This window comes from Amycolatopsis echigonensis (assembly GCF_014174495.1).
Classification (GTDB): domain Bacteria; phylum Actinomycetota; class Actinomycetes; order Mycobacteriales; family Pseudonocardiaceae; genus Amycolatopsis; species Amycolatopsis echigonensis.
This window is the reverse complement of sequence record NZ_JACJHR010000025.1, coordinates 38,254-63,812: the sequence shown is the minus strand read 5'-3', so window position 1 is coordinate 63,812 and position 25,559 is coordinate 38,254. Positions and strand designations below refer to the sequence as shown.

Sequence of the window (25,559 nt, the reverse complement as noted above, 5' to 3'; positions counted from 1 at the left end):
ATGAAGTTCGGCGCGCAGACCGAAATCTCGAACATGTGCGGCGTGACCCTGATGAACACCCCGATCGGCCGGGTGGTCGCCGACGTGATGGGCGCCAAGGACGGGGTCGGGCTGGTCGAATACCCGTCGATGATCCGGGTCGACGGCACCCGGCTGCTCGAATTCGACTACGCCGAGCTGACCGACGCGCTCGGCCAGGAGTTCGACGGCTCGGTCTTCGAGGAGATCAGCTCCACCCACTACGGCCGCATGGTGCACCTCGACGACCGCACCCTGCTCTTCGCCAACCCGGAGGACGCCGCCGAGTACATCGGCTTCGACCTGCTGGCCCAGGGCTGAGGCCGGACCCCGAACTGCGCGGCGGCGGGCCGAGCCGCCCGCCGCCGCGTTCCCACCGCAGCACTGCCGAGCACAACGAAGGGCGAGGATCTCCGATGTACGCGAAGGATGGCGAGCAGTACTACGTCGTCGACGGGCATGTCCACATCTGGGACGCGCGGGAGTCGAACATCAAGAACGTGCACGGGAAGCAGTTCATCGACTGCTTCTACGACTACCACCGCAACCTCAGCCCGGAGGAGGTGACGTGGGACTACGGCACCTACACCTACTACGGCGGCGAGCGGCTGATGAAGGACGTCTTCCAGGACGGCCACGTCGACCACGCGATCTTCCAGGCCACCCTGCTGCGGGACTTCTACCGGAACAACTTCGGCCAGACCGGCGAATGCCTCGACCTGGTGCGCCAGCATCCCGGCAAGCTGACCTACAACCACGCCTACGACCCGCGCGACGGCGAGGCCGGCCTGGAGCAGCTGCGCCGCGACGCCGAACAAATGCAGCTCAAGGGCGTGAAGCTCTACACCGCCGAGTGGCACGGCGACTCCCGCGGCTACCGGCTGGACGACCCGTGGTCGCGGCGCTACCTCGAAGAATGCCTGGAGCTCGGCATCAAGAACATCCACGTCCACAAGGGACCGACGATCCGGCCGCTGGACCGCGACGCGTTCGACGTGGCCGACATCGACCACGTGGCCACCGACTACCTCGACCTGAACTTCATCGTCGAGCACGTCGGCCTGCCCCGGCTGGAGGACTTCTGCTGGATCGCCACCCAGGAGTCCAATGTGTACGGAGGGCTCGCGGTCGCGATGCCGTTCATCCACGCCCGCCCGCGCTACTTCGCGCAGATCATCGGCGAACTGCTGTACTGGCTCGGCGAGGACAAAATCCTCTTCGGCAGCGACTACGCGCTCTGGACGCCGCAGTGGCTGGTGGAGCGGTTCGTGGACTTCCAGATCCCGGAAGACCTTCCGGAGTACCCGCGGATCACCGTGGCGCAGAAGAAAAAGATCCTCGGGCTGAACGCCGCCGCGCTGTACGACCTGGACGTGCCGGCGCAGTTCCGGCTGCCCGCGGAGGCCGGTGCGCGATGACCACCGCCGCGGTTTCCCTGGACGCGCAGGTCCTGTCGGCGCTGGCGACGGTGTTCGACCCCGAGCTGGACCAGCCGGTGACCGAACTCGGCTTCGTCCGCTCGGTCACGATCGACGACGCGGGCGTGGAGGTGCATCTGCGGCTGCCGACCTCGTTCTGCGCGCCGAATTTCGCGTACCTGATGGTTTCGGACGCCTACGACGCGCTCTCGGCGCTTCCGGAGGCGGGCCGGGTCAGGGTGCTGCTGGACGACCACCACGACTCCGTGAAGATCAACAGCGGGCTCGCGGCCGGTGCCGGATACGTCGGAACATTCGGCGTCGAGGCGGAGCGAAGTCTTGACGAACTGCGCCGGACGTTCCAGCGGAAAGCGCATCTCGCCGCGGTCGAACGGTGCTGCCGCGCGGTGCTGGCCGGCGGTGCGTGGACGCTCGAAGAGCTGCCGCTGCTGGAGCTGCTCGACCTGCCGGAAGGCCGGTTGAAGAACGCACTGCTGCGCCGGCGGGAAGCGCTCGGGCTGCCGACCGACGCGCACGCGCGGGTGGCCGTGGACCACACCGGCCGTCCGGTCGGCAAGCAGGACGCCGCGCTGTGGCTGCGTTTGGCGGCCGCCACCCGCATTTCGATCGAGGGCAACGCGCATTTCTGCCGCGGGCTGCTCGCCACCCGGTACGCGGATCCCGAAGGGGCCGCACCGCTCGTCGTCGACACCAGGAGCCGATCGTGAAAGCCGTCCAGGTCACCGGATACCACCGGAATCTCGAACTCCGCGACGTCGACGAACCGAAGGTCGCCGGCCCGCTCGACGTGGTGGTCAAAGTCGGCGCGGCCGGGGTGTGCCGCACCGACCTGCACATCCTCGAAGGGCAGTGGGCGGAGAAATCCGGCGTCGCGCTGCCTTACACGATCGGGCACGAGAACGCGGGCTGGGTGCACGCCGTCGGCGACGCGGTCACCAACGTCTCGGTGGGGGACAAGGTGATCCTGCACCCGCTCATCACCTGCGGGCTGTGCCGGGCGTGCCGGCGCGGTGACGACGTGCACTGCGAGCAGTCGGATTTCCCCGGCATCGACACGAACGGCGGGTACGCGGAGTACCTCCGCACGTCTGCCCGGTCCTGCGTCAAGCTCGCCGACAACCTCGAACCGGCCGACGTGGCCGCGCTCGCCGACGCCGGGCTCACCGCGCAGCACGCGGCCGCGAAGGCGGCGAAACTGCTGCGTCCCGGCGATGTCTGCGTGATCATCGGCGCGGGCGGGCTCGGTCACATCGGCGTTCAATGCCTGAAAGCGATGAGCGCGGCGACGCTGGTCGTGCTGGACCGCAACCCGGCGGCTTTGGCGCTGGCCAAGGAAATCGGCGCGGACGTCACGATCGTCGCCGACGGGTCTCATGTGGACGCAGTGCTCGACCTGACCTGCGGCCACGGCGCGGAAGCCGTGGTGGACTTCGTCGGCGAAGGCGGCGCGACCGCCGAAGGGGTGCGGATGCTGCGCCGCGCGGGCAATTACTACGTGGTCGGCTACGGCGAGAACCTCGACGTCCCGACCATCGACATCATTTCCACCGAGATCAACTTCGTCGGCAACCTGGTCGGCTCGTACTCCGATCTGCAGGACCTGATGGTGCTGGCCGCCCGCGGCGACGTGAAGCTGCACACCGCGCGGTACCGGCTGGACGACTTCCAGCAGGCGATCGACGATCTCAGCGCCGGCCGGGTCCGCGGCCGCGCGATCCTCATTCCCTGACACCGCAAGGAAAGGACGGAGACCATCATGGCGAAGCAGCTGAGGTTCGGCGTCGACGCGCGGCGACAGCTCGAGCTGGGGGTCAACACCCTGGCCGACGCGGTGAAGGCGACGCTGGGCCCGAAGGGGCGCAACGCGGTGCTGGAGAAGCTGACCGGTCCGCCGACGATCACGAACGACGGGGTGACCATCGCCCGGGAGATCCAGTTGGGCGAGCCGTTCGCGAACATGGGCGCCCAGCTGGTCAAGGAAGTCGCGATGAAGACCAACGGCGCGGTCGGCGACGGCACCACGACCGCCACCGTGCTGGCACAGGCGATGGTGCGCGAGGGCCTGGCCGCGCTGGGCGAGGGCGCGAACCCGATGCGCGTGCGGCGGGGGATCGAGGAGACCGTCGAAGCGGTCGTGGAATACCTGCGGAAGTCCGCGGTCGCGGTGTCCGGCGAAACCGAGCTGGAGCGGATCGCGACGCTCGCGGCCAGCGACGACGAGCGGATCGGCCGGGTGATCGCGCAGGCGCTCGCCGCAGTGGGCCGTGCGGGCGTGGTGGAGATCGAAGAATCGGACCAGCCGGGGCTGAGCGTCGAGCTGGCCGATGGGATCGAGTTCGACCACGGCTACACGTCGCCGTACATGGTCACCGACCGGGACCGGATGGAGGCGAGCTTCGCCGATCCGGTGCTGCTGCTGACCAACAAGAAGATCAGCCAGGTGCAGGACCTGATGCCGACCGTCGAGGCGGCCCGCCGGCTGGACCGGCCGCTGGTGGTGCTGGCGGAGAACGTGGACGGTCCGGCGCTGCAGCTGATCGTGAGCGGGAACGTGCACGGCACGTTCGCGGCGGCGGTGGTCCGCGCGCCGGGCTTCGGGCACCGGCGGATCGCCGAGCTGGAAGACCTCGCCGCGGCGCTCGGCGGACGGGTGGTGAGCGAGGATTCCGGCGTGACGCTGGCCGAGGTCACCGAACGGGACCTGGGCCGCTGCGCGCACATCACCATCACCGAGGACTCGACGACGATCCTCGGCGGCGCCGGAGCCGAGGACGTGGTGCGCGCCCGGATCAGCCAGCTGGAGAAGCAGCTGGAGCGGGCCCGGATCGAGCACGACCAGGACAGCCTGCGGCTGCGGATCGCGCGGCTGTCCGGGCGGATCGCGGTGGTGCGGGTCGGCGCGGCGACCAGTGTCGAGCTGAAGGACCGGATGCTGCGCGTCGAGGATTCCCTGGCCGCGGCCCGGGCCGCGCTCGAGGAAGGCGTCGTCGCGGGCGGCGGTGCGGCGCTGGCCCAAGCGGCGCTTCAGGTGGACTTGGACCTCGACGGCGACGCGGCGCACGGCCGCGACATCGTGTTGCGGGCGCTGGGCGAGCCGTTGCACTGGATCGCGGCCAACGCTGGCTACGAGGGAGCCGAAGTCCGGGAACGCGTCGCGGGACTGGCCAACGGCCAAGGGTTCGACGCGCTGGCCGGCGGGTACTGCGATCTGTTCGCCGCGGGGGTGATCGATCCGTTGAAGGTGACCCGCTCGGCGCTCGAGAGCGCGGCGTCGATCGCGGCCCTGGTGATCACCACCGAGACGGCGGTGGTGGAGGAGGTCATGGTCAACCCGGGTTCGATCATCGCGCCGGGCTTCGGGGACCTCGCCGAGGGCATGGTCCGTCCGTCCAACATCTACTAGGAACCGGGGGTCCCGCGCCGGGTCCGCTTCCTACGGGCGGACCCGGCGCGGTCGACTACGCGGCGGCGTCGGGGCGGGCGTACGCGGCCAGCCGGACAGCGAGGCTGAGCAGCCGTGCGGGCGGGCAGTGGAGATCCACGAGCCCAGCGGCGACCGCGGCGGCCGCGTCGAGCGGCTGCGGCCAGCCGGACGGGTGCACGACACCGCCGGACATGATCCGGAGGTCGGCAGCTTCGGCGAGCGCGTAGCCCGCGCCGATCGCGTCCCCGTTGATGGCGGCGACCACCGGTGCCGGGTGCTCGCGCACGGCAGCCAGCGCGGGGCCCGCCCCGAGATCGGGCGCGAACTGGCGGCCGATTCCGGTCAACACCACCGGACGCCGCCCGGCGTAAGCGAGTGCCGCGACGAGCTGGCCGGTTTCCCCTGCTCGGAAGCGCACCACGACCGTTCCGTTCCGGTATTCCAGCATCCCCGGACCTCCTGGCCTCCTGGGCATCGACGTCGCCGAAGCGTAGGTCGGGCCGAGGCCGGGTTCTGTCTCAGAACGAGATCTCCGCCGGTGTGCCGATGTGGTGCGGTGGTGCGGTGGTGCGGAATCTCCCGGAAAGGTATGTGCTGATGTCCGACGACGATGTTCCCGACCAGCTCTCCTCCGACGGGGCTTCCGCGCACCGCGAATGCCTCGAACGGGCCCGCCGGGCCTTGGCAGGCACCGGATGGGAGATCGAACGGCGCGTTGAGACGAGCGGGATGCGTGCTGGGTAGCCAAGATTGACCTGCCACTGTCCACAAGGGATTCCCGGCTGTCAGTGAGTGAGCATGGCCTGCGCCTTGCCGCGTAGTCCGGAGAACTACCAGGAGCGCAGTGCGAGGATCCGCCCCCGCCCAGTTCCTCCACCGGTGCCATCGCGGTGGCGGCCCGCCGCACCGACGCCTGCTGATGCGCACGTTTTCCCTCCCGGTGAAGTCACCGAGGGTCGGCGAGCGCCTGCCGTGCTCCTCGGACCTTGACAAGCCAAGCGGGGAGTGTAATCGTTTCCGCACCTTAGTGGAAACGATTACGCACCGCGTGAAGGAGTAAGCATGCCCACTCCGGTCATCATCGACTGCGACCCCGGCCACGACGACGTGTTCGCCCTCTGGCTGGCTGCCGGGAACCCGGCGATCGACCTGCTCGGCGTCACGACAGTCGGGGGGAACGGTCGCCTGGAACACACCACGCACAACGCGCGAGTCGCCCTCACCGTGGCCGGCGTCGAGGGCGTGCCGATCGCTGCCGGGGGCGGACAAGCCCTTGCGGCGCGAACTCACCCCGGCGACCTGGATCCACGGGGACAACGCGCTCGGCGGTCCGGTGCTGCCCGCACCCACGGTGCCGCTGGACGAGCGAAGCGCGCTTGAACTGATCGGGGAGATTCTCGAGAGCGCGCCGGCCCCCGTCACCCTCGTCCCGACCGGACCGCTCACCAATATCGCGATGTTGCTGGAGCAGCGCGCCGATCTTCGGGGGAAGATCAAGGAGATCATCTGGATGGGCGGCTCGACGGGGCGGGGGAACGTCGGCGCCTACGCCGAGTTCAACGCCTGGGTCGACCCGGAAGCGGCCGACGTCGTCTTCAAGTCCGGCCTCCCGCTCACGATGGTCGGGCTGAACATCTCGCACCAAGCCCTGATCACCGAAGAGGTGATTCAGTCGATCGGGGCGATCGGGAACGAAACCAGCGCCTTCGGTGTCGAGCTGCTCCGTTTCTTCTGCAGTACCTACGATGCGGTCGAAAGCATGCCGGAAGGGCCGTTGCACGACCCCATCACGATCGCGATCGCGATCGACCGGGCCGTGGCGACCGTGCAGCGGAGCCACGTCGACATCGAGACCAAGGGAGAGTTCACCTCCGGAGCCACGGCGGTCGACCTGCACGACATGCTGAAGAAGGAACCGAACGCCGACGTCGCGATCACGCTGGACGTGCCCAGGTTCTGGCAGCTCATCCGCGAGGCTGTCGCGAACCTGAAGTGACGCCGTGGGACGCCTCCGCCAAGGGTTGGCGACCGGTCGAGCCGCCTTGGCGCAACGTCGTGCGGAGCCGGGTGTGCGACCCGGCGGCGGTCGCGTCGTCGATCTGCCGCATCAGCTGGTTGACCGCGACCTCGGCGATCTTCGCCATCGGCTGCTGCGCCGTCGTCAAGGTCGGACTGCAGATGTCGGCCAGGATCGTGCCGTCGAATCCGGTGATCATGACGTCCTCCGGGACCGACCTCCCCTGGCGGACGAATCCGGCGAGGAGCCCGGTGGCGATGAGGTCGTCACCGGCGATCACCGCGTCCGGCAGCTTCGAACGCCGCATCAGCTGGCTCGCCGCCGACAGGCCGAATTCGAAGAGGTAGCGGTCGATGACCGGCTTCTGCACGGTGAGGCCGAGGCGTTTCGCGCTCGCCGCGAAGGCCTGCCGACGCTCCCGGCCGACTGAGGTCCGATTGTCGGCGCCGACGAATGCGACTGTTTCGGCGCCTTGGCCGGAGACGTGCCGGAGGACCTGGTCGATGCCCGCTGCGTTGTCGACGCCGACAAAAGACAAATCAGCGTCGTCTTCGACTCGGCGATCGACTTGTACGACAGGGAGGCGCTGTGCGACATCGACAATCGTCGGCCGTGACCGGTCGAAGTAGGCGGGGACGACGAAAATTCCCTTCACTCGCCTGCTGGCCAACGCTTCGAGGCGTTCGATCTCGCGGTCGAGTTCGCCGTGCGAGTCCGCGATGAGCAACTTCAGGTTGAATGCCGCCAATTGGTCTTCGAACTCGTGGACGAGGGACGCGTAGAAAGGATTGCTCACCATCGGAACCACGATCCCGACGACGCCGTCGGATCCCTCGCGGAGTGCTTTGCCCAGTACGTTCACCTGATAGCCGAGGCGATCCGCGGTCTCGCGCACGAGGCGCATCGTCGCTTCCGACACCCGGCCCTTGCTGCCGAGTGCGCGCGACGCGGTCGCGATCGAGACGCCGGCGGCGTCGGCGACATCTTGAAGCGAAACCGCCATTGCTACTCCGTAAATTCACACAATGAAACTGCGTCAGTCTACCACATTCATGATCGAAACCGAGGTGCCGACAATGACGTCTGTCAACCGAGCCCGGTCCGGGTCGCCGGTCGCGATATTGATGGTGGCTTTGCTTTCCGCTTGCTTGGCGTTCCAGTTGAACGCAAGCATGCTCAGTCCGGCGCTGGTGTCGATTCAGCGGGAATTGAACGTCAGCGCGGGCGCGGTGGCCGACACGCAAACCGCATTTTTCACCGCCGCCGCCCTGTTCTCGTTGTTTCTTCCCCGGCTCGCCGATATCGTCGGCCGGCGTCGTGCTCTCACCGGCGCGCTGCTCTTGATGGCCGCGGGCTGCGTGCTCGCCGCGCTGGCGACGAATGTCGAAATGCTTTTCGTCGGCCGGGTCATCCAGGGCGCATCCGGCCCCGTCGTCCCGATCTCGCTGGTGATGTTGCGCGTCGAGGTCCGAGAGCCGAAGACGTACGGAACGCTCATGGGGGTGGTCACCGCGGTCAACGGCGGGATCGCCGGATTCGACGCCCTCCTCGGCGGCTACCTCGTGACCGAACACGGATTCCACTCCATCTTCTGGACGATGGGGGCGGTGGCCGTTGTCGCAGCGGTCCTGGTGCGCCTGCTGACCCGCGAATCCTTCGCGAAGGACCGTCGCCGCCTCGACATCGGGGGAACTGTACTGCTCGTCGTCGCCGTCGGCGCGGCACTGATCGCCGTCAACGAACTGGGCAAGCTGCTCAACGCCAACTTGGCTATCGCGCTCGGAACCGTCGTTCTCGCCGCGGTCGCCTTCGCCGTGTTCTGGCTCGTAGAGGGACGTGTCTCCGCTCCCTTGGTCCCGATCTCGCAGCTGCGGGAGCGGGCAACCTGGGCATTGGTCAGCACGACCGCGCTGACTCTGGCCGGCGTCTTCGCGATGATGAACGGCATCCTCCCGGCGCTCGCTCAGGACGGCGCACTCGGGTTCCGCCTCAGTGCCGAAGGAGTGTCGGCTCTCGTCCTCACGCCCTACGCTGTCGCCGGTCTGCTCGTGGGCCCGCTCGCCGGACGGCTCGCCGCGGGTTTCGGCTACCGGACGATGCTGCGGTCGGGCATCGCCGGCGCGTTCATCGGCATGGTCGCCCTGACGTTCGGTGTGGCCGCCACCGCCCCGATCTTTCTGTTCGTCATCGCCGTATGGGTCGGAGTCACCTACGCGGGCGTAGCGAACATCATGCTGAACGGTCTCGGGGTCGTCCTGAGCCCGGCGGACCGCCCGGGTTCCCTACCCGGACTGAATACCGGTGCCTTCAACATCGGTGCCGGCCTCAGCTTTTTGGTGATCTATGCGATCCAGACAGCCGCGACGCCGTCTCCCACAGCCCCGGGCACCGGCTACGTCGCCGCGGCGATCGGCAGCGCGGCGCTTCTGGTCGCCGCCTTCGTCGTCTCGTTCGCGATCCCGCGCCCCGTTTCCGCTGAAGCAGCGGCCACCCCGGCCAGGACTGTCCATTGAGGACCGGCCGGATCCTGAGCGTCGGCTCGGTGAACATCGATCATTGTCTTGGGATGCCGGCGATCCCGAAGCCGGGGGAGACCGTGCTGGCCGAGTCCGTCAGCACCTGCGTGGGAGGCAAGTCCTTCAACCAGGCTGCGGCGGCGCGCCTGCTCGGCGGCGACGTGGAACTCGTCGCGATGGTCGGGGAAGACGACGCCGCGCGTACGGTCAAGGACGAGCTCCGTGAGCTCGGGATCGGTTCGGAGCGGATCCTCGTGCACCGGGAGGAATCGACCGGGTCTGCGTTCATCAGCGTCGACGGGAGCGGTGAGAACTCGATCGTTGTCGTCCCGGGCGCCAATGCGAAAATGGCGGCATGCGGTGAGGCCGATGCCGCGGTCGCGGAAGCAGATGTCGTTCTTCTTGCTTGCGAAATTCCGGTCGATGCGGTCGCTGCCTTCGCCCGGCGTGCCGCGATGACTGGTGCGAAAGTGGTACTCAACCTTTCGCCGTATCGGCCAGTCGCCGAAGAACTCTTCCGGGACTCATTCGTGGTCATCGTCAATGATCACGAACTGGCTCGGTTGCGATCGGACGCCATGCCTCCCGGCACTGCCGAAGATGACGCTGAGACTGCGGCGGCGTTGCGACACATGGGAATCCGCCGCGCCATCGTGACCCGCGGCTCTCGGGGATCGATGCTTGTCGACGCTGACGGGTGCACCAGTATCCCTGCTGTACAGGTGAATGCCGCAGACACGACCGGCTGCGGGGACGCTTTCGCCGGCACCGTCGGATACGGTCTCGCGTGCGGTCTCGATCTCGCCGCAGCGGTCAGGCTGGGTTCCGAGGTGGGAGCGTTCGCGGCGACACGCCCCGGAGCGCGCCCCTCGTATCCGACGATGAGTCAACTGGAAGCGTGGCGCAAGTCGGGCTACCCCAGGTGAAGGTGGTGCACGCCACCGCATCAGCTGGACGACGATCCGGACCGGCGACGCCGAGGCCACCGCCGCGGAACTGCGCGGTCCCCTCGGAGGCTTCTCCCAGCGATCGAGATCCGGGCGTCCTGGCCATTGTGGTCGCGCGCGGTCATGCATCAGCTGCCGACCCGGCGATCGTCGAACGTGTCTCACTGCACCCTGGCCTGTCCAGCGGGGAGCAATGTCACGGCGTCCCGGCTGTGGTCGGCGGTAGTCTCTTGTCGTATGGCACGAGGTGGACAACAGTCTCTGGCGCGCGAGACCGCCCGGCGGATCTTCGGGACGAAAAGATTGGCGGTCGGCGCGATCGTCGCGGTGGCCCTGTCGCTCACTGCCTGCTCGACGTCGAGCTCTCCGTCGGCGGGACCGGCGGGAGGCGCGCCGGCTCCGCGGCCGGTCGCGCAGGTGAGCATCTCGCCTTCGCCGGGTTCCGGGATCAACCCGACGACCCCGGTCGTCGTGCAAGCGGTGCACGGGAAGCTCACCACCGTCACGGTGACGAACGCGAGCAAGGGCAACACGGTCGCTGGCGCCTTGTCGCCGGACGGGGCGAAATGGACCTCCACCGAAGACCTCGCGTACGGGGCCAGCTACCGCGTGGTCGCGGACGCCACCGGCACGGACGGCAAGACCGTGACGCAGCAAAGCACCCTGACGACCGTGAGCCCGGCCGCGCAGGCGTTCCCGGCGTTGACCCCGGCGCCGCCCGCGCCCGGACTGACCTTCGGCGTCGGCCAGATCATCGGGGTGTCCTTCGACCACAAGGTCACCGACCGCGCCGCGGCCGAAAACGCGCTCACGGTCACCACGACGCCCTCGCAGCCAGGTAGCTGGCACTGGATCGACGACCGGACCCTGCACTACCGGCCGCCGTCCTATTGGCAGCCTGGCACCACCGTGAAGCTGGACGCGAAGCTGTACGGCGTCAATTTGGGCTCGGGCGTGTACGGCAAAACGGACCGGTCGGCTACTTACCACATCCACGACTCCTGGATCGCGAAAGCGGACGGTGCGACCGATCAGATGCAAATCGTGCACAACGGCGCGGTCGTCGGCACGATGCCGATCAGCATGGGTAAGGACGCCACCCCGACCCACAGCGGTCCGCACGTCATTTCCGACAAACAGCAACAAGTCGTCATGGACTCGTGCACCTACGGGGTCTGCCCGCCTTCGCCGAAGGCGTACAAGTCGACCGAGTTCTGGGCAGAACGGATCTCGAACGACGGAGAGTTCGTGCACGAGAACCCGGCGAGCGTCGGGGCGCAAGGCAGCACCAACGTGTCGCACGGATGCATCAACCTGAACCCGCAGAACGCGCAGATCTTCTTCAACGAGTTCGGCCTCGGCGACGTCGTGGAGGCGGTCAACACGCCTGGCGGGCCGTTGCCGATCTACGACACCTACGGGGACTGGGAACTCAACTGGACGCAATGGCAAGCGGGCAGCGCTCTGCACCACTGAAACCGGAACCTGACCAGGTGTCTGGCGCGAGAGTCATTAAAGACCCCGTCAAGCTATGGATTACGTGGTCGGGTCTGGCCCTTGGCATGCTCGGGTTCGTCGCATGGGGTCTCATTGCCGGAGATTTTCGGTGGGCATGGATCCCGATCGGGGTAATAGGTGCCCTTCGAATTGTTCCGTTTTCGATAATCGACGGCCGAGTCAAGGCGACGTAGCCAGTCTCGAGAAGCAGGCTTCGGGACGGAGGCCCTGGTGTGCACAAGGTCGCGCGCCAGGGCCAATTCTCACTTTGCAGACGAGCGACGTTGCGCAGTCGACGGTGTGTCGGCGGGCAGTTCCGGGCCTGTGGCCGAATGCGCGGGCTTGCGGCGCAGGCGCTCGGCGGTGACCGCACAACCGCCCGGCCCGGCTGTTCCGCGTCGAACCGCTGCCACGCGCGTCCACTGGCGTGCCGGATCGCTTCGTCAACTCGGCGAATTGTTCTGCGTGAGCGGTGACGGGTGGTCCTGCGGATGCCCCTTGCTGCCAGTCCGAACCCCCCACCGTGCAGGCGAAGATCATCGTGGGTGAACCAGGCGCTCAGCGCCCGGTAGTTGTTGTAGCAGCGGACCGTGCGCGGGCTCTTGTTCTCCGCCTCGAGTGACATGGCCCACTCGTCGATCAACGCCTGTCAGGGCACCGGAGCGGGGACCAGGGCTCGGGTGCGCAGGTGAAAGTCCTCAAATAGGAGGGTCACTGAGCGCCACGCCAGCTCCCGCGCCGCGTCGGACGGCACGAAAAAGGGGCAGAACCCGCAGGTCCAGCCCCTCTCGGTCGGGATGACAGGATTTGAACCTGCGACCCTCCGCTCCCAAAGACCTGGTTTGCCGGGTTGTTAGGTCACCCGAAGTTGCTTATGTGCTGGTCAGCGCGATATGAGCAACCCTCGCGAAGCTTGAAAACAGCACGAACTGAGACGGAAACTGAGACGGTTCGCGCGGGGCAGTCTTCACTCAGCGGGCGCGACGAGCGCAGGCTCGCCGTGTTCGAGGTAGACCGTCGTACTCGACTTGTGCGCCTTAAACGCCTGTGACAGTCGGCGGGCAAGCCTCGGGATCAGGTAGTCGTCAAGCTTCGAGGCGGGCACCCACTCCCAGTGGTCGAGTTCCTGCCCGTCAAGCGTTATCCGGTGTTCGTCGTCCCCGAGCGGGCCGCAGTCGAAGACGTACAGAAGCTTGTCGCCTTCCTTCTCGTTCGGAGCCCAGTCCTGGACGAGGAGATGGACAGGCGCGCGGTCGAGACTGAGTTCCTCGCGAAGCTCACGCTTGCAGGCAGCGGCAGGCGACTCGCCGCGGTCGACGTAACCGCCCGGGATGTCCCAGCGGTTGCCGTACGTCTTGCGGACCAGCAGCACACGGTCGCCATCAACGAACAACGCCCCGGCTGCGACCCGGGGCGTTGCGAACTTCTCGGTTGGATCGCTCATGATCCCTACCCTACGACCCGCATCCTGCGGGCGAGCTGGTCTAGCTCGAAGGACGGCTTACCGGGCGCGTTGCGGACCCAGTTCAGTACGAGCTGGCGGCTCAGGTAGTGGTGCCGCACCTGGTCGGGAGCCTTGCGTTCCGCATCGAGCACGGTACTCAATGCCATGTCGGCCCGTCCGGAGCTGTTGTACGCGCGGGCGACATCCAGCAAGTGCCGAACCTGGCGCTCGGCTGGCAGGGCGCTCGTGTCGAGCGTTGGTCCGAGGTCGAGCGCGACCTGGACATCGCCCAGCTCCATCGCAGTGTTGACGCGGTGTATGGCGACGTTGGTTGGTCCGAACGCCGTCCATAGGTAGTTGCTATCCGTGCCGAGCCGACGTGCGGCGTCGTCTGCCTCGGCGAGATAGCTCCTGGTTGTGGTTCGGTCGTCGGACCTGGCTGCGGCCATCGAACCGGCAAGGAAGAGCGTCCCGTAGGCGGAAAGCACCTCACCGCCTCCGGTGCCGAGGTGCGGCTCAAGATATGCAGCTCCCGCCTCCGTCAGACGCATTGCTGGCTCGTGTCGACCGGTAGAAAGAAGAGCGAACGCTACCGATCGGAACAGCGAGCCAGTGATCGCGTGATTGTCCGACTGCTGCGCTGCCGCCAGGCCCCGCTCGGCGGCGATCCAGGCGAGATCCGACTCGCCGAGCTTGGTGAGAACTGACGCCCCAGCTTGGTAGCTCAGGGCCAGCAGTTCATGCGCACGAACTCGTTGGTCTCCTTCGTGCTGGCGGGCAGCGAGGAGCGCGTCGGCCAGGAGGAGCGGTGCTCTGCCAGCTGCGAATCCGAACCGAGAGTTTTGATAAGCGTCGAACACCGATCGAAGCTCTGAGGCTAGAGCGTCGAGGCTTGGAGGTTCGGCGTCATCGGACGTTGCGCTCAGGATCGGCGTGAGCTGGCGGTAGTCCATCAGAGCGGCGCGGAGCGCCGGCACTGTCGATGTTCCGCTGTCTGGTGTCCAGTCGAGGAGCGCTGGCTCACCGATCAGGTCTCCTAGCGCAACGTCGAGCGCGTCGGCTAAACGTCGGATCACAGAAAGTCGATCCAGCTCTGCGCGGTTGTTTTCCGCCTTGCGGAGCCATTCTCCGGTGCGACCGACGAGCCCGGCGAGCGCTTCCTGTGACATGCCGCGGCGTCGGCGGTACCACGCAACGCGCTCGCCGATGGTCAGGTTCTCCGTCATTCCTCGCATGCCATCACCCTCCCCGTTGCCACTCGAACGTACCGGGAAAGTTTTTCCCGGGCGTTCCCGCAAACCGGTTCAAAGCTGAGCTCATGCGAAACCAGCGATACCAAGCGGTCGCCGATCCTCCGGGTACTGCTGCGGTACCGAGGAGGCACAGCTACGTCCGGAACTTCTGCGACGCACGACGAGGAACTGACTCAAAACCCCCGCGACTCGATGCGATCCAGCCGCTGCCTGAGCTCGGCCACTTCTGCGCGGAGTTCGGTCAGTTCGCTTACGAACTGACCAAACTCGTCGCTCTTGGGAGAGGCGGTAGCCGGACCCCGTCCGACAAACGAGCCCTTTCCCTGGTGGGAGACGACCAGCTGTGCCGAGCGCAGCTGCTCAAGTGCCCGCTTGACTGTCTCCGTGCCCACGCCGTATTCCGCGGCCAGCTCGCGCTGAGTCGGCAGTTGGTCTCCGGGCGAGAGGTCGCCCGCCTCGATCTGCCTGCGAATCCCGTCCGCGACGCGCAGGTAGCCGGCGCGCGGATCGCTCAAGTCGATGCCGTCCATAGCCGCGAGTCTAGGAGCAAAGCCAGCCAAGACGGCGAAGTCGACCAGATTTGGTTGCCAGTGACGTCTAAGACGTCTAAGCTGTCTATATTCTCAAGTTCTGCGGATGCCTCCGCAGTTTCCGTTCAACAGCAAGAGACCCCGGCCGGTGCTGCAACACCGACCGGGGCGCACATCGAAACCCTGGGAGTAACGATGCAGGTTGAGGCTACCCGGCTGTACCGGGTCCGAACGGTCGCTGACGAGCTCGACGTCTCTGTCGCGACGATCTACCGCGCCGTGGAGTCTGGCGCGCTGAAGGCCATCAGGCTGGGCACAGGGAAAGGTGCCGTACGAATTCCCGGTAAGGCCATCGAGGAGTACCTCGACGCATGCGCCTCTGCAGCCGCAACCCGCATTGGTCGCGCGGCTGAGGACGTGTGGGGCGCTTCGGCTGGGGGTGCGGCCTGATGCGCACGTTTTTTGCCGCCGTGGTGGCGGGTGTGTTGATTTTCTTGGGCGCGGCGATGGCGGACTGGCACGTGAAGGTTGCCGTGGTGTGGCCGTGGTTCGTGGTCGCGGGCGCTGTGGTGGCGTTGTTCCGGCTGGTGGAGCTGACCCGTGGCAATGTCGCGCGGCTGATGGTCGGGCTCGCCGGTCTGGCGGTCGTCGCGGTGTGGTTCGCGATCGAGGCTCCGGGCTCGACGCCGGGTTATGACGTGTGGCCGTGGGGTTTGGCCGGCGTGCCGGTGCTGGTGGTCGCCGGGGTGATGGCGGTGCAGGCGCGCGGCGGGTCGCGGGGGTTGATCGGCCGGTGGTCGCGGCGTTCGAGGCGCAACGGCGGGACGGCGTCGCGGTGGCAGATTTTCCGGGTGGCGTCGGCGTTCGCGATGCGGCGCAAGGCGAAGACGGTGAAGCCGAGCCTGCGGGAGATGTCGCGTCGCGAGCGGCGGCGGGTGCCGGTGACGGAGTACGCGACCCGGCTGGCTCGTGTGGGCGGGCAGGGGATCTGGTCGCCGGTGGAGGACGTGACGACCCGGGTCGGCGGTCCGCGGACCGGGAAGACGGGGGAGCTGGCGTGCCGGATCCTGGACGCGCCGGGCGCGGTGATCGCGACCAGCACGCGCACGGACCTGATCGACCTGACCGCGAAGGTGCGCCGCGGCAAGGGCCCGGTGTACGTGTTCAACCCGTCCGGGTTGGGCGGGCTGGAGTCCACGATCACGTTCGACCCGTTGTCGGGGTGCGAGAACCCGGTGACCGCGACCCACCGGGCCGGTGACCTGTTGCCGTCGGCGGAGGGGAACGCCGAGCGGGAGCACTGGGTGGCGCTGGCTCGGCAGGCCCTCGCGGCGCTGCTGCACGCGGCCGCGCTGGGCGAGCTGGCGATGCGGGACGTGCAGGCGTGGGTCGCCGACCCGGAGGCCGCGACCGACGAGGTGCTGCGCTTGCTGCGCCGTTCGGGGGAGCCGACGTTCGCGACCGCGGCCCAGCAGTTCCTGACCACGAACGAACGCACCCGTTCGTCGATCACGACGACGATCATGCCCGCGCTGGGCTGGCTGACCGACCCGACCGCGCATGCCGCGGCCACGGGCGGCGCGTTCGACGTCGCGCAGCTGCTGGAGGAGCGCGGCACGGTGTACATGCTCGGCGCGGAAGAGGGCCACACCGCACCGTTGGTGGCGGCGCTGACCGCGCACATCGCCCGCGAAGCCCGCCGGATCGCGTCCGAGTCGCCGGGCGGCCGTTTGGACCCGGCGCTGACGCTGGCCCTGGACGAGGCTGCCCTGATTTGTCCGATTCCGTTGCACAAGTGGACCGCGGACATGGGCGGGCGCAACATCACCATCCACATCGGAGCCCAGTCGCGTGCGCAGCTCATCGAGCGGTGGGGCGCCACGGGCGCGGCGTCGATCATGACCAACAGCGCGACCGTGCTGATCCTGGGCGGGTCGCGGGACCCGGACGACCTGAACGCGTATTCGCTGCTCACCTCCGACCGCGACGAGCACGTGGACACCGAGGACGCGGACGGGAACGTGACCGGCCGGTCGTTGCGGAAGGTCCCGGTGCTCTCGCCGGGGCAGATCGCGCAGCTGCCCGCGATGCACGCGGTGATCGTGCGCCGGGGGATGCCGGCGGCGGTGGGGAAGCTGCAGATGGCGTGGAAACGCCGCGACGTCAAGGCCGCCGCACGGCTCGAACGCCGCGCCGACCGGGTCGAGCGCTGGACCGAAGCGGTCGAGCGGTGGGCGGACCGCCGCGACGAGTTCGCGATCCGGGTCGGGGCGTTCGTGGACGGGCTGGCCGACCGGGTCGAGCCGTGGCTGGAGCGGGTCGAAGCCTGGTTCGAAGCCCGCGCCGAAGCCCGCCGACAGGCGCGCAGGGCGGCGCGGGTGCGGGTCCCGGAGCAGGACCACGCCGAGCCAATGGTGCGCGCCGACGCGCTGCGCCTCGACGCCGCCTCGGCCGAGCCGCGGGAGGGCGAGTGATGGACGCGATCACCATTCAGTTGCCGGTGTTGCTGGAGTCCGGGAACACCACCATCGCCGCGAGCTACCGGCGCGACGACCCCTACGCGGTCACGCTCGGGTTCGACGCGATCCGGCCGGGGGCGGAGTGGGTGCTGGCCCGCGACCTGTTCTGTGACGCCCTGATCTACGGGCAGGCCGGAGGCAAGCCCGGGGACGTGACGGTCACCGTCCGCGGCGACCTGGTCGTGCTGGGCTTGTCCACTCCGGACGGAGCCGCCACGGCGGTCTTCCGCCGCGACGACGTCGCCGACTTCATCGGCCAGACTCACCAGGTCGTCCGCGCGGGACAGGAAACCGCGGAACTGGACTGGTCCGACACCGCCGAGTTCCCGGGGGTGTCGCTGTGAACCCCGTTGACCTCGAACAGTGGGTGCAGGTTCCGGTGTTGGCCTCGGACGTGCAGATCGGCGACCGGGTGTTGGTTGAAGGCCACACGGAGCCTTGGACGGTTTACCGGCTGCACGCCGCGTCGTGGGGTCCTGCTCCGCATGTGGTGTCGCCAGCACCGAACCCGGACTGGGCGGGGCCGCGGTTCGAACGCGACCGGCTCTCGGACCCGGTGACGCTGCTCGTGGCGCCGGAAGACATTCCGACCCCGGCACCGCACGGTGCGCGGATCCGCTCGCACGCACCGGCAAAGCGCGGTTGGTACACCGACCCGGGCGGCTGGGACGTGGCGTGTGGGTGCGGGTGGCGTCTCGCCGTCCCGGTCGAGGGCAACCGCGCGGCAGCGCGACGGGAATGGCTGCGGCACAAGGCGTCCGCGCTGACCGGTCTTCTCGCTGTCACGCCCGGGCGACCTCGCACGGCGATGCTGGCGCGGTTGCCGGAACAGGCCGAGCGGTTCGGGTCGCGCCGGTGGCGGCTGGTCCGCCTCAACCGGGGCGGTGGGTCGCGATGAGCAACAACCCCGACGACCTGTTCGGCCCGGTGACCGAGGCCGAGCGGCGGACCTGGCAGTTGCGGGCACACGCGGCGCTCGCCACCGTGCTGTCCCTAGCCGCGGCTGCCGGGCTGGATCCGGTGACGTGGACGCTGACCGATCTCGGCGGCCTGTACGGGCGGATCAACGAGTACGGCCGGGTCCTGACGGAGCAACAGGCCCGGGAGCGGTTCGCCCACTGGGCGGAGTTCCTCGACCTGAGCAAGAACCCCCGCACAGCCCGGCCGGAGTCGGCGGCCTTGCGCGCGGTGGGCTCGCTGCCCGCACGGGACGGCGGATCCGTCGTCGTCGTGCTCAGCGCCTTCCTGCCCGACCACCACGACCCGGACGGGACCGACCCGGGCAGCGAGGGGTGCTGAGCCATGCATTTGCCCGAGGACCCGTGGGAGATCCACGACCACGTCACCAGCGAAAACGACCGCATCGCCCGCGAACGACGCGAGAGGACCGGCCGATGACCACCGCTACCCCTCCGCGGGTGTGGCTCGCCGCCGCCCCGTGCCCGGCCCCGGCCGACCGGCCGGTGGTCCGCGACCAGATGGGCCGCCGCTGGCAGCCCGAGAACAACGCCGACAGCTACCGCACCGCCGACGGTCGGCACCACGCCGACTGGCTCGAACTGCACACCCTTTTCGACCTCGTGGAGGTTCCCCGATGAACACCGCGATCTACCCCGACACCAAGACCCTGGTCCAGAACTTCCGGCAGCACACGATCGACGAGATCGACGGCTGGTCCGTCGGGTGGCGCGGCATGCGTGTCGAGGCCGACGCGTGCGAGCTGCAGTCGTGGCTGGCGGGTTTCGACGGCGCGGAGGCCGCGCTGGTCGAGCTGCACGCGACGATGCTGCGGTCCGCCACCGGCGACGTGACGACGGTGCCGGAGCGCATGACCGTTCCGGCTGCAGTCCTGTTCGGATTGACGCGCGCGGTCCAGCACGGCGGGCGGGCCGTGTCCGACGACGTGGTCCTGCGGTGCGTCGCGCACGTGCTGGCCGCGGTCCACAGCCCGAACTACGGGGCTGACCATCGTCGCCACCTGGACATGGCGCGCTCGTGGATGGCGCAGGCGTACCTGCTCGCCGGTGTCGAGGCAGGTGCGCGATGAGCGGCGAGCAGGAAGAAATCGAGCGGGTCACGTTGTCCCGCAGCGGGATCCGGCAGATGCAGCGCGAGGCGCGGGCCCGCGGCTACGCCCGGGGCCGGGTCGACGAGCGCCGGGACGCCCTGCGCCGTCTGGAGCGCCGTCCGGTCGGCGAGGCCGAGTTCGTGCACGAAGCGATGGCGCGACCGGGCGAGCCGTTCGGGCTCGTCTGGAACGTCCTGCAGGCCGCTCCCCGAACCGAGACGGGAGGCGAACCCCGATGAGCACGATCGACAACAACGGCACCGGCCCCGTGCAGGGTCCGGAGGAGACGATGCGCGCGGTCGCGGGCCTGGCCCGCGAAGTCGAAGCGCTGCGGATGGCGGTGGAAGCGGTGTCCCCGCTGCCGGAGCAGGTGCGCGTCTTGCACGACGAGGTCGCGCCGCTGCCGGAGCAGGTGAGCAAGCTGGCGAAGGTCGTGAAAACCCTTGCCGAGCAAGCCAACCCGGACGGTGACGGCGGGAAGACCCGGCCGTTGTCGTGGCTGGACCTGGACGACGGCGAGGACGTCGTCGGCGATCCGGCCGAGGCCGCGCAGGAGACGCTGGAGGACCTGTCGGTCTGGCTGCGCCGGGTGTTCCTGCGCTACCGCGACGCGGCGGCGGCGCTGCCGGAGTGCTGGTGGTGGCACCCGGACGTGGTCGAGGAACTGGTGTGCCTGATGCGTTCCTGGCTCGCGGCCTATGTCGACAAGGACGCCACCGTGGGCCGGGCGGCGGACTGGCACGACCGCTACCGGCCCGGCGCGGTGAAACGGATCAAAAACGCGACCGCGAACTGCTCGCTGGAAGCCCACCTGGCCGACGGCGAGCACCACCGGCCTGCCGCACCGGTGCCCGCCGGGCTCGCGCTCGCCCCGATTGCCCTGTGGTGGGGCGAAGACCGCGAGAGCACCGCGCCCGAACCCGACCAGCAGTTGATCGACGAGGCGCGTGCCGCCGAGGCCGCGCGCCGCCGCAACGGAGGTGTCCGGCGATGAGCATCCTCGACAGATTCCGCCGCGACCGCGGCACCCACGGTTCGCCGTACCTGGCTCCGGCCGAGCGGCCGGCGGTCCGCGCCCGGATCGCGCGGGAAGAAGAGGAAATCCTGCGCGGGGCGGGGAACGACCCGGAGACCGCGCGCAGGGTCGCGGGCGAGCGGGCGGCGCGGCGGTCGGTGATCCGGCCGGAGATCGCGAAACGGATCGACGATGCCGCCACCGCGGCGCTGGAGCAGGCAAACCGGGACGGGGCCGGGATGGGCGCCTACCGGAGGGCGGTCAAGGAGGAATGCGCCCGGGCAGGAGTGTCCGAAGCGGACTTCTACCGCGCCGAGCCGGGCTTGCTGGCGATGGCGTGGCCGAGCCTGCACGAGCGCCTCGGCGACGAGGAACCGGTGTTCGACCTCGACGCCGAGGAAGCGCACGAACGCGCGGAATTCCGGCGCCAGATGGAACTGCACGGCCTCGCCGACCCGCAGGACGGCGCAGCGGCCGCGAGCACGGTCCGCCCTCCTGTCGCCGACGGCCCGGGGCTGGACCTGGACGACGTGCGCGAGGCGTTCGGCGACGACGTCGAAGTCGTGACGATCGACCCGGCCCAGCTGATGCCTGCGGTCGAGGCATTGCGGAACTACGACCTCGCCGACAACGCCGTCGAAAGCTACCGGCGGAACCTCGCGGAAGGCCGGGGCAGCGACGACGCGCTGAGCGCGGTGCTCGACGCTCAGGAACCAGGCTCGCGGGCCTTGGCCGAGCACGCCGTCGCCCTCTACCTCGACGCCGCCGGTTCCGGAGCCGACCCGGACGATGCGCGGCACACGGCCGTCGCCGAGGCCGCCGCCGCGGCAACACCCCGGATCAGCAGCGAGCACGCTGACCAGATCCGCGCGGCCCTGGCCGAGGAACCCGTGGGCGAACCCGACGTCGTCGACGCCGTCGAGCCGATGACCGTCGCGCAGGCACGCGACATCGTCGTCCGCGCCGAAGAACTCACCCAGCATCTGTACACCTGCAGTCTGGGGGAGGAGCACTGCCCGACCTGCAGCGAGAACATTCTCGACGCGGACGGCTTCTGGGACCACCAGGTCGGCGACGCCCGCGCCCGGCTGGCCGACTACAGCCTCGACGACATCCTCGCCGGGAACTTCACCGCAGCGGACCTGGAAGACGCAGTGCCCGAACGTGACCCGGAGCCGGGCAGCTGGATCGCCCGGAACCTGACCGCGAACGAGCAGGGCGACCCGTTCAGGTCAGAGGCCGCAACCGCCCGCGAGGCCGACCACGATCTGCGCGGGTTGATGACCGAGGCGGAGGCCCGGGACACGATCCTGCGCGCCGAGCGGCTGCGCGGCCACCTCGACACCTGCACCGCGACGGCGGAGGAGTGCGCCACCTGCAGCGAGTACGACCCGAGCAGGACCGATTTCTGGGAGGTCGAGGTCGCCGCAGCGACATCGCGGCTGGCCGGCCAGGACCCGGACGCCGTGATCCTGGTCGACACCGACCGGGACGAGGTGGTCGTCGTCAACCCGCGCCAGGTCGCCGCCGAGGCGGCGGACCGCATCGTCGGCGAACCCGACGTGAACGACGCCGACTGGCGAACGAACCCGCCCGCCCCGTCACCGGTGCCCGAACGCGACCCGGAACCGGGCAGCTGGATCGCCCGGAACCTGGCCCCCGCCGACAACGCCGACGTCGGGCCGGTGGTCGACGGCGAGCGTGTCTACCTCGAGGACGTGCAGGCACGGCTGGCGCGGCTCGCGGACGGCCCGGTCACGGAAGAGTCGCTCGCACAGGTCGGGCTCGACGCGAGCGAGCTTCACTCGCTCGAATATCGACAGTTGCCCGCTGCGGTGCAGGAATTCTTGAGTGCCGAGCGGGCACGGGTATACGAGGAAGAACTGCGTGCGCACGAGGCGGAGCGGCGCGACACCGCGGACAGCCTGACCGCCGAGCAGGCCCAGCGGATCCTCGACCAAGCCGCCGAGATCGATGCTCACACGAGCGGCTGCCAGATCTCCGTCCAGAACTGCCCGACCTGCAGCGAACAGGAACACGACGACGCCGCGCCCTTCTGGGACCGCGTCGCCGCCGCACAGGACCGGCTCGCCGGGCTGACGCCCGACCAGATCACAGCCCAAGCTGCCGCGGAAAACGCTGCGGATCCGGCGGTCGTCGGACAGGCCGTCGAGCGCGACGCCGAACCCGGCCGCGGCGCTCGCGCAGGGCAGCCGGTCCCGGCAGAGGCAGCGTCCGATGTGGACAGCGTGCTGGGCCGGATCGACGAGGTGCTCGCGGCGCCGGAACCGCCGCCGCTGGGCGACGCGGTGCGCGAGTGCGACCGGTCGCTGGCCGAGGCCGAAAACGCCGTCAACCGCGCGCAGACGGTGAACGAGGACGACGCGCGGGCCGAGCGGTGCGCCCGGTGGAACAGCGACGACGCCTGCGCCGAGGCCGCCGACTGCGACCGCGACTGCGACGGGGGCGAGCGCGCGTGATCGACGATCTGACCTCGCGCACCGGACAGCCGGAGTTCCGGGACTTCGCACAGGCCGCGGAAGACGTGCTCAACGACTACGACAACGGGCTCGTCGCGGCCGAGGGCGAGCACGCCGCGACCGGGCAGCGCTGGCTCTGGCCGGCCGCCCTGTTCCGGCGGTTGTCCGCGGCGGGTGTTCCCCGCGACCTGGCGCGGACAGTCGCGGCGGACACCTACGCCGCCGTCGCGCTGCGGCAGCAGCACCGGCAGACCGGTCCGGCGCGGGAGATCCAGGCCCGGTTCGACGCGTTGGTCGACAAGGTCGCCGCCGGAACGGGGCCCGAGCTGGCGGTCGCCGACTACCGCGAGGACATCGCGGGCTGGCGCGGCGACGGGCGGGCGCAGGGCCTGTTCGCCACGCCGGTCCCGGTCTCGTTCGCCGACGGCACGGTCCTGCCCGACGGCATGGAGCTGGCGGGGATCCGGGAAACCGGGGCCCGCCGCGCCATCGTCGCCCCGCTGGTGGAAGCCGGGATCGACGGCTGCGACGCCGCCCGCGCCGCCGGGACCGCGGACACGCGGCCGTGGGCCGGAGCTTCGGACGTGCCCGGGGTGTCCGATGCCGTCGCCCGGTACTGGGCACGGATCGAGCTGGCCTGGGAGGAACCGGAACGGGCCCGCGCTGGGGTGCTGGCCGAGGTCGCCGCCCAGGCCGCGATCGGCCAGTTCCTGTCGCTGCGCGCCGAGGGCATGGCCGCGGGCGAGGCGGCCGCGGTCGCGGCGGCGGGCGACCCGGTCGCGGTGCACGCGATCGCGGGATTCGTGCAGCGCTGCCGCGACGGAGCCGCCGAAGACGAGGCCGAGCTCGACGCAGTCGAGGCTGCGGCAGTCGCGGCCGAGGACGGCGAGGACTACCGGGGCCTCACGCCGCGCGCCGACGAACTGCCCGGCTACGGCGAAATCCGCACCGAGGCTGAGGAAGCCCTGGCCTGGCACACACCCGGGCTCGCCCCGCCGACGGCGGAGGACCGGGTCGAGGGCGAGGTCGTCGGCCGGTTCGAACGGCTCGCCCGTTGCGGCATGGACCGCGCCACGGCGGCCCGGCTGGCGGTGGCCGACACCGCCGAGCGTCGAGCCCTGGCCCGCGAGGAGCGGGAGTCGGCCGTGTTCGGCGAGGCGATGACGGTCGTCGTCGACGCCGCCACCGATCTGCATGAGCACCTGGAAGCCCAGCTGCCGCGCTGGCCCGGCGACGACGACGAGGACGAGGACGGCGAGACCGACGAGGCGCCTGGCGGGCTGGGCCGGGCGGTCGCCGAGTCCGGCCGCGCCGTGGACGACGCGGAAGCCGCCCTCGGCCGCTGGCCGGACGACGAGGACGAAGAGTCGTGCGGCTACTGGGCCGATGCCAGCGACGACGACTGCTGTGACGACTGGGACGACGAGTGGGACGGACGATGAGCACGAACGACACGAACTCGACGGCGGCGGGGCCGCAGCGCGCGACGACGGCGGTGTTCGTCGCGGGGCTGCTGGTCGCGCTCGGCGCGGCGGCGGCGACGGCGCACGGCTTGTTCGAGGTGGCCGTGGCGTCCGGGGTGCCGTGGCAGATCGCGTGGATCTACCCGTTGATCACCGACGGGCTGGCGATCGTCGCCTACGCGGCGACCTCGCGGCTGCCCAAGCAGGGACGCCGGTACGCGTGGGGCGTGGTGATCCTGGCGGCCGGGCTGTCGGGGCTCGCGCAGGCGGTGTATCTCGCCGGCGGGGTCGCCCGCACCGCCGGGACCGCCTCGGCGGCGGACGGGCTGTTGCGGTTCGGGGTGGGGGCGTGGCCGGCGGTCGCGGCGGCGATCGTGGCGCACCTGCTGTTCATGCTCGCCACCGACCGTCCGGCCGGGACGGCGGACGCCGCTTCCGGCGGCACTCTCGCGAACGCTCCGGAGAATCCGTCGACTGCCGAACCGGCCGTCCCGGTCGTCGCGGCGGCGTCCGTTCAGCGTCCGGCCGTTCAGTCCCCGGATGTTCAACCGGGGCCTGTTCAGTCGCCCGGGTCGGACGCGTCCACTGGCGCGGCGGCGGGTGAACGTACAGCCGACGAGCCGCAGTCCGTACAGCCGGAGCCGTCCAGCGCGGACGCGGCGGAGCCGGTGAAGCCGGAGCGTTCAGCCGCGCCGGTGTCGTCGCCGAAGAAGGACCGGGCGCGCGCGGAGGCCCGCCGCTTCCAGATCCACGCCGGGCGCCTGCCGACCGTGGACGAGCTGATGAAGCTCGCCGATGTCTCGCGCGGAACCGCCGGAACAGCCCTGCAGGAACTGCGAAACCAGCCCGCAGCACTCCAGCTCATCACCGACCACAGCACCCAGCAGGCCAACTCATGACCACCACGACCCTCACCAGCACGACAGCCA

General features: G+C 69.5%; 29 protein-coding genes. 23 read left to right on the top strand and 6 right to left on the bottom strand.

Annotation, left to right across the window (positions count from 1 at the left end; all coding sequences use genetic code 11):
• The 5 genes from mimD to groL all read left to right on the top strand — a co-directional run bounded on the left by mimD (position 1) and on the right by groL (position 4,860).
• Positions 1-339, top strand: a complete 339-nt coding sequence (gene mimD, locus H5411_RS19005; protein ID WP_101434436.1) for a propane 2-monooxygenase effector subunit MimD — start codon at positions 1-3, stop codon at positions 337-339.
• A 95-nt stretch (positions 340-434) separates the two neighbouring features.
• Positions 435-1,436, top strand: a complete 1,002-nt coding sequence (locus H5411_RS19000) for an amidohydrolase family protein (protein WP_101434137.1) — start codon at positions 435-437, stop codon at positions 1,434-1,436.
• Positions 1,433-2,164 carry a metal-sulfur cluster assembly factor gene (locus tag H5411_RS18995; RefSeq protein WP_183124498.1) on the top strand — a complete coding sequence of 244 codons (732 nt, stop codon included), beginning with the start codon at positions 1,433-1,435 and terminating at the stop codon, positions 2,162-2,164. The genes H5411_RS19000 and H5411_RS18995 overlap by 4 nt, the downstream gene beginning before the upstream one ends.
• Positions 2,161-3,186: an NAD(P)-dependent alcohol dehydrogenase gene (locus H5411_RS18990; protein ID WP_101434139.1), complete on the top strand. Its 1,026-nt coding sequence runs from the start codon at positions 2,161-2,163 to the stop codon at positions 3,184-3,186. The genes H5411_RS18995 and H5411_RS18990 overlap by 4 nt, the downstream gene beginning before the upstream one ends.
• A gap of 27 nt (positions 3,187-3,213) precedes the next feature.
• On the top strand, positions 3,214-4,860 hold the full coding sequence (gene groL / locus H5411_RS18985; protein ID WP_101434140.1) for a chaperonin GroEL: 1,647 nt from the start codon (positions 3,214-3,216) through the stop codon (positions 4,858-4,860).
• A gap of 55 nt (positions 4,861-4,915) precedes the next feature.
• Here the strand turns inward: groL and H5411_RS18980 are convergent, their stop codons facing one another.
• On the bottom strand, positions 4,916-5,329 hold the full coding sequence (locus H5411_RS18980; RefSeq protein WP_101434141.1) for an enoyl-CoA hydratase-related protein: 414 nt from the start codon (positions 5,327-5,329) through the stop codon (positions 4,916-4,918).
• 149 nt (positions 5,330-5,478) lie between these two features.
• Here H5411_RS18980 and H5411_RS18975 point away from each other — a divergent pair, with 149 nt between their 5' ends.
• From H5411_RS18975 to H5411_RS18970, 3 genes are all read left to right on the top strand, one after another.
• On the top strand, positions 5,479-5,625 hold the full coding sequence (locus H5411_RS18975) for a hypothetical protein (RefSeq protein WP_158242443.1): 147 nt from the start codon (positions 5,479-5,481) through the stop codon (positions 5,623-5,625).
• 318 nt (positions 5,626-5,943) lie between these two features.
• Positions 5,944-6,261, top strand: a complete 318-nt coding sequence (locus tag H5411_RS47655) for a nucleoside hydrolase (RefSeq protein ID WP_246369068.1) — start codon at positions 5,944-5,946, stop codon at positions 6,259-6,261.
• Positions 6,155-6,877: a nucleoside hydrolase gene (locus H5411_RS18970; RefSeq protein WP_246369067.1), complete on the top strand. Its 723-nt coding sequence runs from the start codon at positions 6,155-6,157 to the stop codon at positions 6,875-6,877. The genes H5411_RS47655 and H5411_RS18970 overlap by 107 nt, the downstream gene beginning before the upstream one ends.
• On the opposite strand, the gene H5411_RS18965 is transcribed toward H5411_RS18970, so the two are convergent.
• Positions 6,846-7,901 (bottom strand): LacI family DNA-binding transcriptional regulator, encoded by a 1,056-nt coding sequence (locus H5411_RS18965; RefSeq protein WP_101434142.1) that lies wholly within the window; start codon positions 7,899-7,901, stop codon positions 6,846-6,848. The two genes, H5411_RS18970 and H5411_RS18965, sit on opposite strands and share 32 nt — an antisense overlap.
• A gap of 33 nt (positions 7,902-7,934) precedes the next feature.
• Complete coding sequence (locus tag H5411_RS47650) at positions 7,935-8,072, bottom strand: hypothetical protein (RefSeq protein WP_246369066.1); 138 nt, start codon at positions 8,070-8,072, stop codon at positions 7,935-7,937.
• Here H5411_RS47650 and H5411_RS18960 point away from each other — a divergent pair.
• The 3 genes from H5411_RS18960 to H5411_RS18950 all read left to right on the top strand — a co-directional run bounded on the left by H5411_RS18960 (position 8,071) and on the right by H5411_RS18950 (position 11,837).
• Positions 8,071-9,411, top strand: coding sequence for an MFS transporter (locus H5411_RS18960; RefSeq protein WP_246369065.1), 1,341 nt, complete (start codon positions 8,071-8,073; stop codon positions 9,409-9,411). The genes H5411_RS47650 and H5411_RS18960 overlap by 2 nt on opposite strands.
• On the top strand, positions 9,408-10,340 hold the full coding sequence (locus tag H5411_RS18955) for a ribokinase (protein WP_279629980.1): 933 nt from the start codon (positions 9,408-9,410) through the stop codon (positions 10,338-10,340). Before H5411_RS18960 ends, H5411_RS18955 begins: the two co-directional genes overlap by 4 nt.
• Positions 10,341-10,598: 258 nt before the next feature.
• Positions 10,599-11,837: a L,D-transpeptidase gene (locus H5411_RS18950; protein ID WP_101434145.1), complete on the top strand. Its 1,239-nt coding sequence runs from the start codon at positions 10,599-10,601 to the stop codon at positions 11,835-11,837.
• 988 nt (positions 11,838-12,825) lie between these two features.
• On the opposite strand, the gene H5411_RS18945 is transcribed toward H5411_RS18950, so the two are convergent.
• From H5411_RS18945 to H5411_RS18935, 3 genes are all read right to left on the bottom strand, one after another.
• A complete protein-coding gene (locus tag H5411_RS18945) occupies positions 12,826-13,302 on the bottom strand; it encodes an NUDIX domain-containing protein (protein WP_183124497.1) in 477 nt (158 codons plus the stop codon).
• A gap of 5 nt (positions 13,303-13,307) precedes the next feature.
• Positions 13,308-14,528, bottom strand: coding sequence for a helix-turn-helix domain-containing protein (locus H5411_RS18940; RefSeq protein WP_220817129.1), 1,221 nt, complete (start codon positions 14,526-14,528; stop codon positions 13,308-13,310).
• A 200-nt stretch (positions 14,529-14,728) separates the two neighbouring features.
• Positions 14,729-15,085: a GntR family transcriptional regulator gene (locus tag H5411_RS18935; protein ID WP_183124493.1), complete on the bottom strand. Its 357-nt coding sequence runs from the start codon at positions 15,083-15,085 to the stop codon at positions 14,729-14,731.
• A 60-nt stretch (positions 15,086-15,145) separates the two neighbouring features.
• On the opposite strand from H5411_RS18935, the gene H5411_RS18930 reads away from it, so the two are divergent.
• From H5411_RS18930 to H5411_RS18875, 12 genes are all read left to right on the top strand, one after another.
• On the top strand, positions 15,146-15,535 hold the full coding sequence (locus H5411_RS18930) for a helix-turn-helix transcriptional regulator (RefSeq protein WP_312878428.1): 390 nt from the start codon (positions 15,146-15,148) through the stop codon (positions 15,533-15,535).
• Positions 15,535-17,559 carry a type IV secretory system conjugative DNA transfer family protein gene (locus tag H5411_RS18925; protein ID WP_183124492.1) on the top strand — a complete coding sequence of 675 codons (2,025 nt, stop codon included), beginning with the start codon at positions 15,535-15,537 and terminating at the stop codon, positions 17,557-17,559. Before H5411_RS18930 ends, H5411_RS18925 begins: the two co-directional genes overlap by 1 nt.
• Positions 17,559-17,948 (top strand): SsgA family sporulation/cell division regulator, encoded by a 390-nt coding sequence (locus H5411_RS18920; protein ID WP_183124490.1) that lies wholly within the window; start codon positions 17,559-17,561, stop codon positions 17,946-17,948. The genes H5411_RS18925 and H5411_RS18920 overlap by 1 nt, the downstream gene beginning before the upstream one ends.
• Positions 17,945-18,502, top strand: a complete 558-nt coding sequence (locus H5411_RS18915) for a hypothetical protein (protein ID WP_183124489.1) — start codon at positions 17,945-17,947, stop codon at positions 18,500-18,502. The genes H5411_RS18920 and H5411_RS18915 overlap by 4 nt, the downstream gene beginning before the upstream one ends.
• Positions 18,499-18,903, top strand: coding sequence for a hypothetical protein (locus H5411_RS18910; RefSeq protein ID WP_183124487.1), 405 nt, complete (start codon positions 18,499-18,501; stop codon positions 18,901-18,903). The genes H5411_RS18915 and H5411_RS18910 overlap by 4 nt, the downstream gene beginning before the upstream one ends.
• 95 nt (positions 18,904-18,998) lie before the next feature.
• Entirely contained in the window at positions 18,999-19,202 is a 204-nt protein-coding gene (locus H5411_RS18905) for a hypothetical protein (RefSeq protein WP_183124485.1), read from the top strand.
• Positions 19,199-19,651 (top strand): hypothetical protein, encoded by a 453-nt coding sequence (locus H5411_RS18900; protein ID WP_183124484.1) that lies wholly within the window; start codon positions 19,199-19,201, stop codon positions 19,649-19,651. The genes H5411_RS18905 and H5411_RS18900 overlap by 4 nt, the downstream gene beginning before the upstream one ends.
• On the top strand, positions 19,648-19,911 hold the full coding sequence (locus H5411_RS18895; protein WP_183124482.1) for a hypothetical protein: 264 nt from the start codon (positions 19,648-19,650) through the stop codon (positions 19,909-19,911). The genes H5411_RS18900 and H5411_RS18895 overlap by 4 nt, the downstream gene beginning before the upstream one ends.
• On the top strand, positions 19,908-20,666 hold the full coding sequence (locus H5411_RS18890; protein ID WP_183124480.1) for a hypothetical protein: 759 nt from the start codon (positions 19,908-19,910) through the stop codon (positions 20,664-20,666). The genes H5411_RS18895 and H5411_RS18890 overlap by 4 nt, the downstream gene beginning before the upstream one ends.
• Positions 20,663-23,167 (top strand): hypothetical protein, encoded by a 2,505-nt coding sequence (locus tag H5411_RS18885; protein ID WP_183124478.1) that lies wholly within the window; start codon positions 20,663-20,665, stop codon positions 23,165-23,167. The genes H5411_RS18890 and H5411_RS18885 overlap by 4 nt, the downstream gene beginning before the upstream one ends.
• Positions 23,164-24,609 carry a hypothetical protein gene (locus H5411_RS18880; RefSeq protein ID WP_183124476.1) on the top strand — a complete coding sequence of 482 codons (1,446 nt, stop codon included), beginning with the start codon at positions 23,164-23,166 and terminating at the stop codon, positions 24,607-24,609. Before H5411_RS18885 ends, H5411_RS18880 begins: the two co-directional genes overlap by 4 nt.
• Positions 24,606-25,529 carry a DUF2637 domain-containing protein gene (locus tag H5411_RS18875; protein WP_183124474.1) on the top strand — a complete coding sequence of 308 codons (924 nt, stop codon included), beginning with the start codon at positions 24,606-24,608 and terminating at the stop codon, positions 25,527-25,529. Before H5411_RS18880 ends, H5411_RS18875 begins: the two co-directional genes overlap by 4 nt.
• Positions 25,530-25,559: the final 30 nt, after the last annotated feature.

What these genes read in the sequence shown, in the direction of transcription:
- H5411_RS18965 (WP_101434142.1), bottom strand. Translation starts at nt 7,901, where the DNA reads ATGGCGGTTTCGCTTCAAGATGTCGCCGACGCCGCCGGCGTCTCGATC.
- H5411_RS18960 (WP_246369065.1), top strand. Translation starts at nt 8,071, where the DNA reads ATGCTCAGTCCGGCGCTGGTGTCGATTCAGCGGGAATTGAACGTCAGC.
- H5411_RS18935 (WP_183124493.1), bottom strand. Translation starts at nt 15,085, where the DNA reads ATGGACGGCATCGACTTGAGCGATCCGCGCGCCGGCTACCTGCGCGTC.
- H5411_RS19000 (WP_101434137.1), top strand. Translation starts at nt 435, where the DNA reads ATGTACGCGAAGGATGGCGAGCAGTACTACGTCGTCGACGGGCATGTC.
- H5411_RS18885 (WP_183124478.1), top strand. Translation starts at nt 20,663, where the DNA reads ATGAGCATCCTCGACAGATTCCGCCGCGACCGCGGCACCCACGGTTCG.
- groL (WP_101434140.1), top strand. Translation starts at nt 3,214, where the DNA reads ATGGCGAAGCAGCTGAGGTTCGGCGTCGACGCGCGGCGACAGCTCGAG.
- H5411_RS18875 (WP_183124474.1), top strand. Translation starts at nt 24,606, where the DNA reads ATGAGCACGAACGACACGAACTCGACGGCGGCGGGGCCGCAGCGCGCG.
- H5411_RS47655 (WP_246369068.1), top strand. Translation starts at nt 5,944, where the DNA reads ATGCCCACTCCGGTCATCATCGACTGCGACCCCGGCCACGACGACGTG.
- H5411_RS18945 (WP_183124497.1), bottom strand. Translation starts at nt 13,302, where the DNA reads ATGAGCGATCCAACCGAGAAGTTCGCAACGCCCCGGGTCGCAGCCGGG.
- H5411_RS18925 (WP_183124492.1), top strand. Translation starts at nt 15,535, where the DNA reads ATGCGCACGTTTTTTGCCGCCGTGGTGGCGGGTGTGTTGATTTTCTTG.
- H5411_RS18905 (WP_183124485.1), top strand. Translation starts at nt 18,999, where the DNA reads ATGACCACCGCTACCCCTCCGCGGGTGTGGCTCGCCGCCGCCCCGTGC.
- H5411_RS18940 (WP_220817129.1), bottom strand. Translation starts at nt 14,528, where the DNA reads ATGACGGAGAACCTGACCATCGGCGAGCGCGTTGCGTGGTACCGCCGA.
- H5411_RS47650 (WP_246369066.1), bottom strand. Translation starts at nt 8,072, where the DNA reads ATGCTTGCGTTCAACTGGAACGCCAAGCAAGCGGAAAGCAAAGCCACC.
- H5411_RS18975 (WP_158242443.1), top strand. Translation starts at nt 5,479, where the DNA reads ATGTCCGACGACGATGTTCCCGACCAGCTCTCCTCCGACGGGGCTTCC.
- H5411_RS18980 (WP_101434141.1), bottom strand. Translation starts at nt 5,329, where the DNA reads ATGCTGGAATACCGGAACGGAACGGTCGTGGTGCGCTTCCGAGCAGGG.
- H5411_RS18890 (WP_183124480.1), top strand. Translation starts at nt 19,908, where the DNA reads ATGAGCACGATCGACAACAACGGCACCGGCCCCGTGCAGGGTCCGGAG.
- H5411_RS18995 (WP_183124498.1), top strand. Translation starts at nt 1,433, where the DNA reads ATGACCACCGCCGCGGTTTCCCTGGACGCGCAGGTCCTGTCGGCGCTG.
- H5411_RS18910 (WP_183124487.1), top strand. Translation starts at nt 18,499, where the DNA reads ATGAGCAACAACCCCGACGACCTGTTCGGCCCGGTGACCGAGGCCGAG.
- mimD (WP_101434436.1), top strand. Translation starts at nt 1, where the DNA reads ATGAAGTTCGGCGCGCAGACCGAAATCTCGAACATGTGCGGCGTGACC.
- H5411_RS18895 (WP_183124482.1), top strand. Translation starts at nt 19,648, where the DNA reads ATGAGCGGCGAGCAGGAAGAAATCGAGCGGGTCACGTTGTCCCGCAGC.
- H5411_RS18920 (WP_183124490.1), top strand. Translation starts at nt 17,559, where the DNA reads ATGGACGCGATCACCATTCAGTTGCCGGTGTTGCTGGAGTCCGGGAAC.
- H5411_RS18950 (WP_101434145.1), top strand. Translation starts at nt 10,599, where the DNA reads ATGGCACGAGGTGGACAACAGTCTCTGGCGCGCGAGACCGCCCGGCGG.
- H5411_RS18900 (WP_183124484.1), top strand. Translation starts at nt 19,199, where the DNA reads ATGAACACCGCGATCTACCCCGACACCAAGACCCTGGTCCAGAACTTC.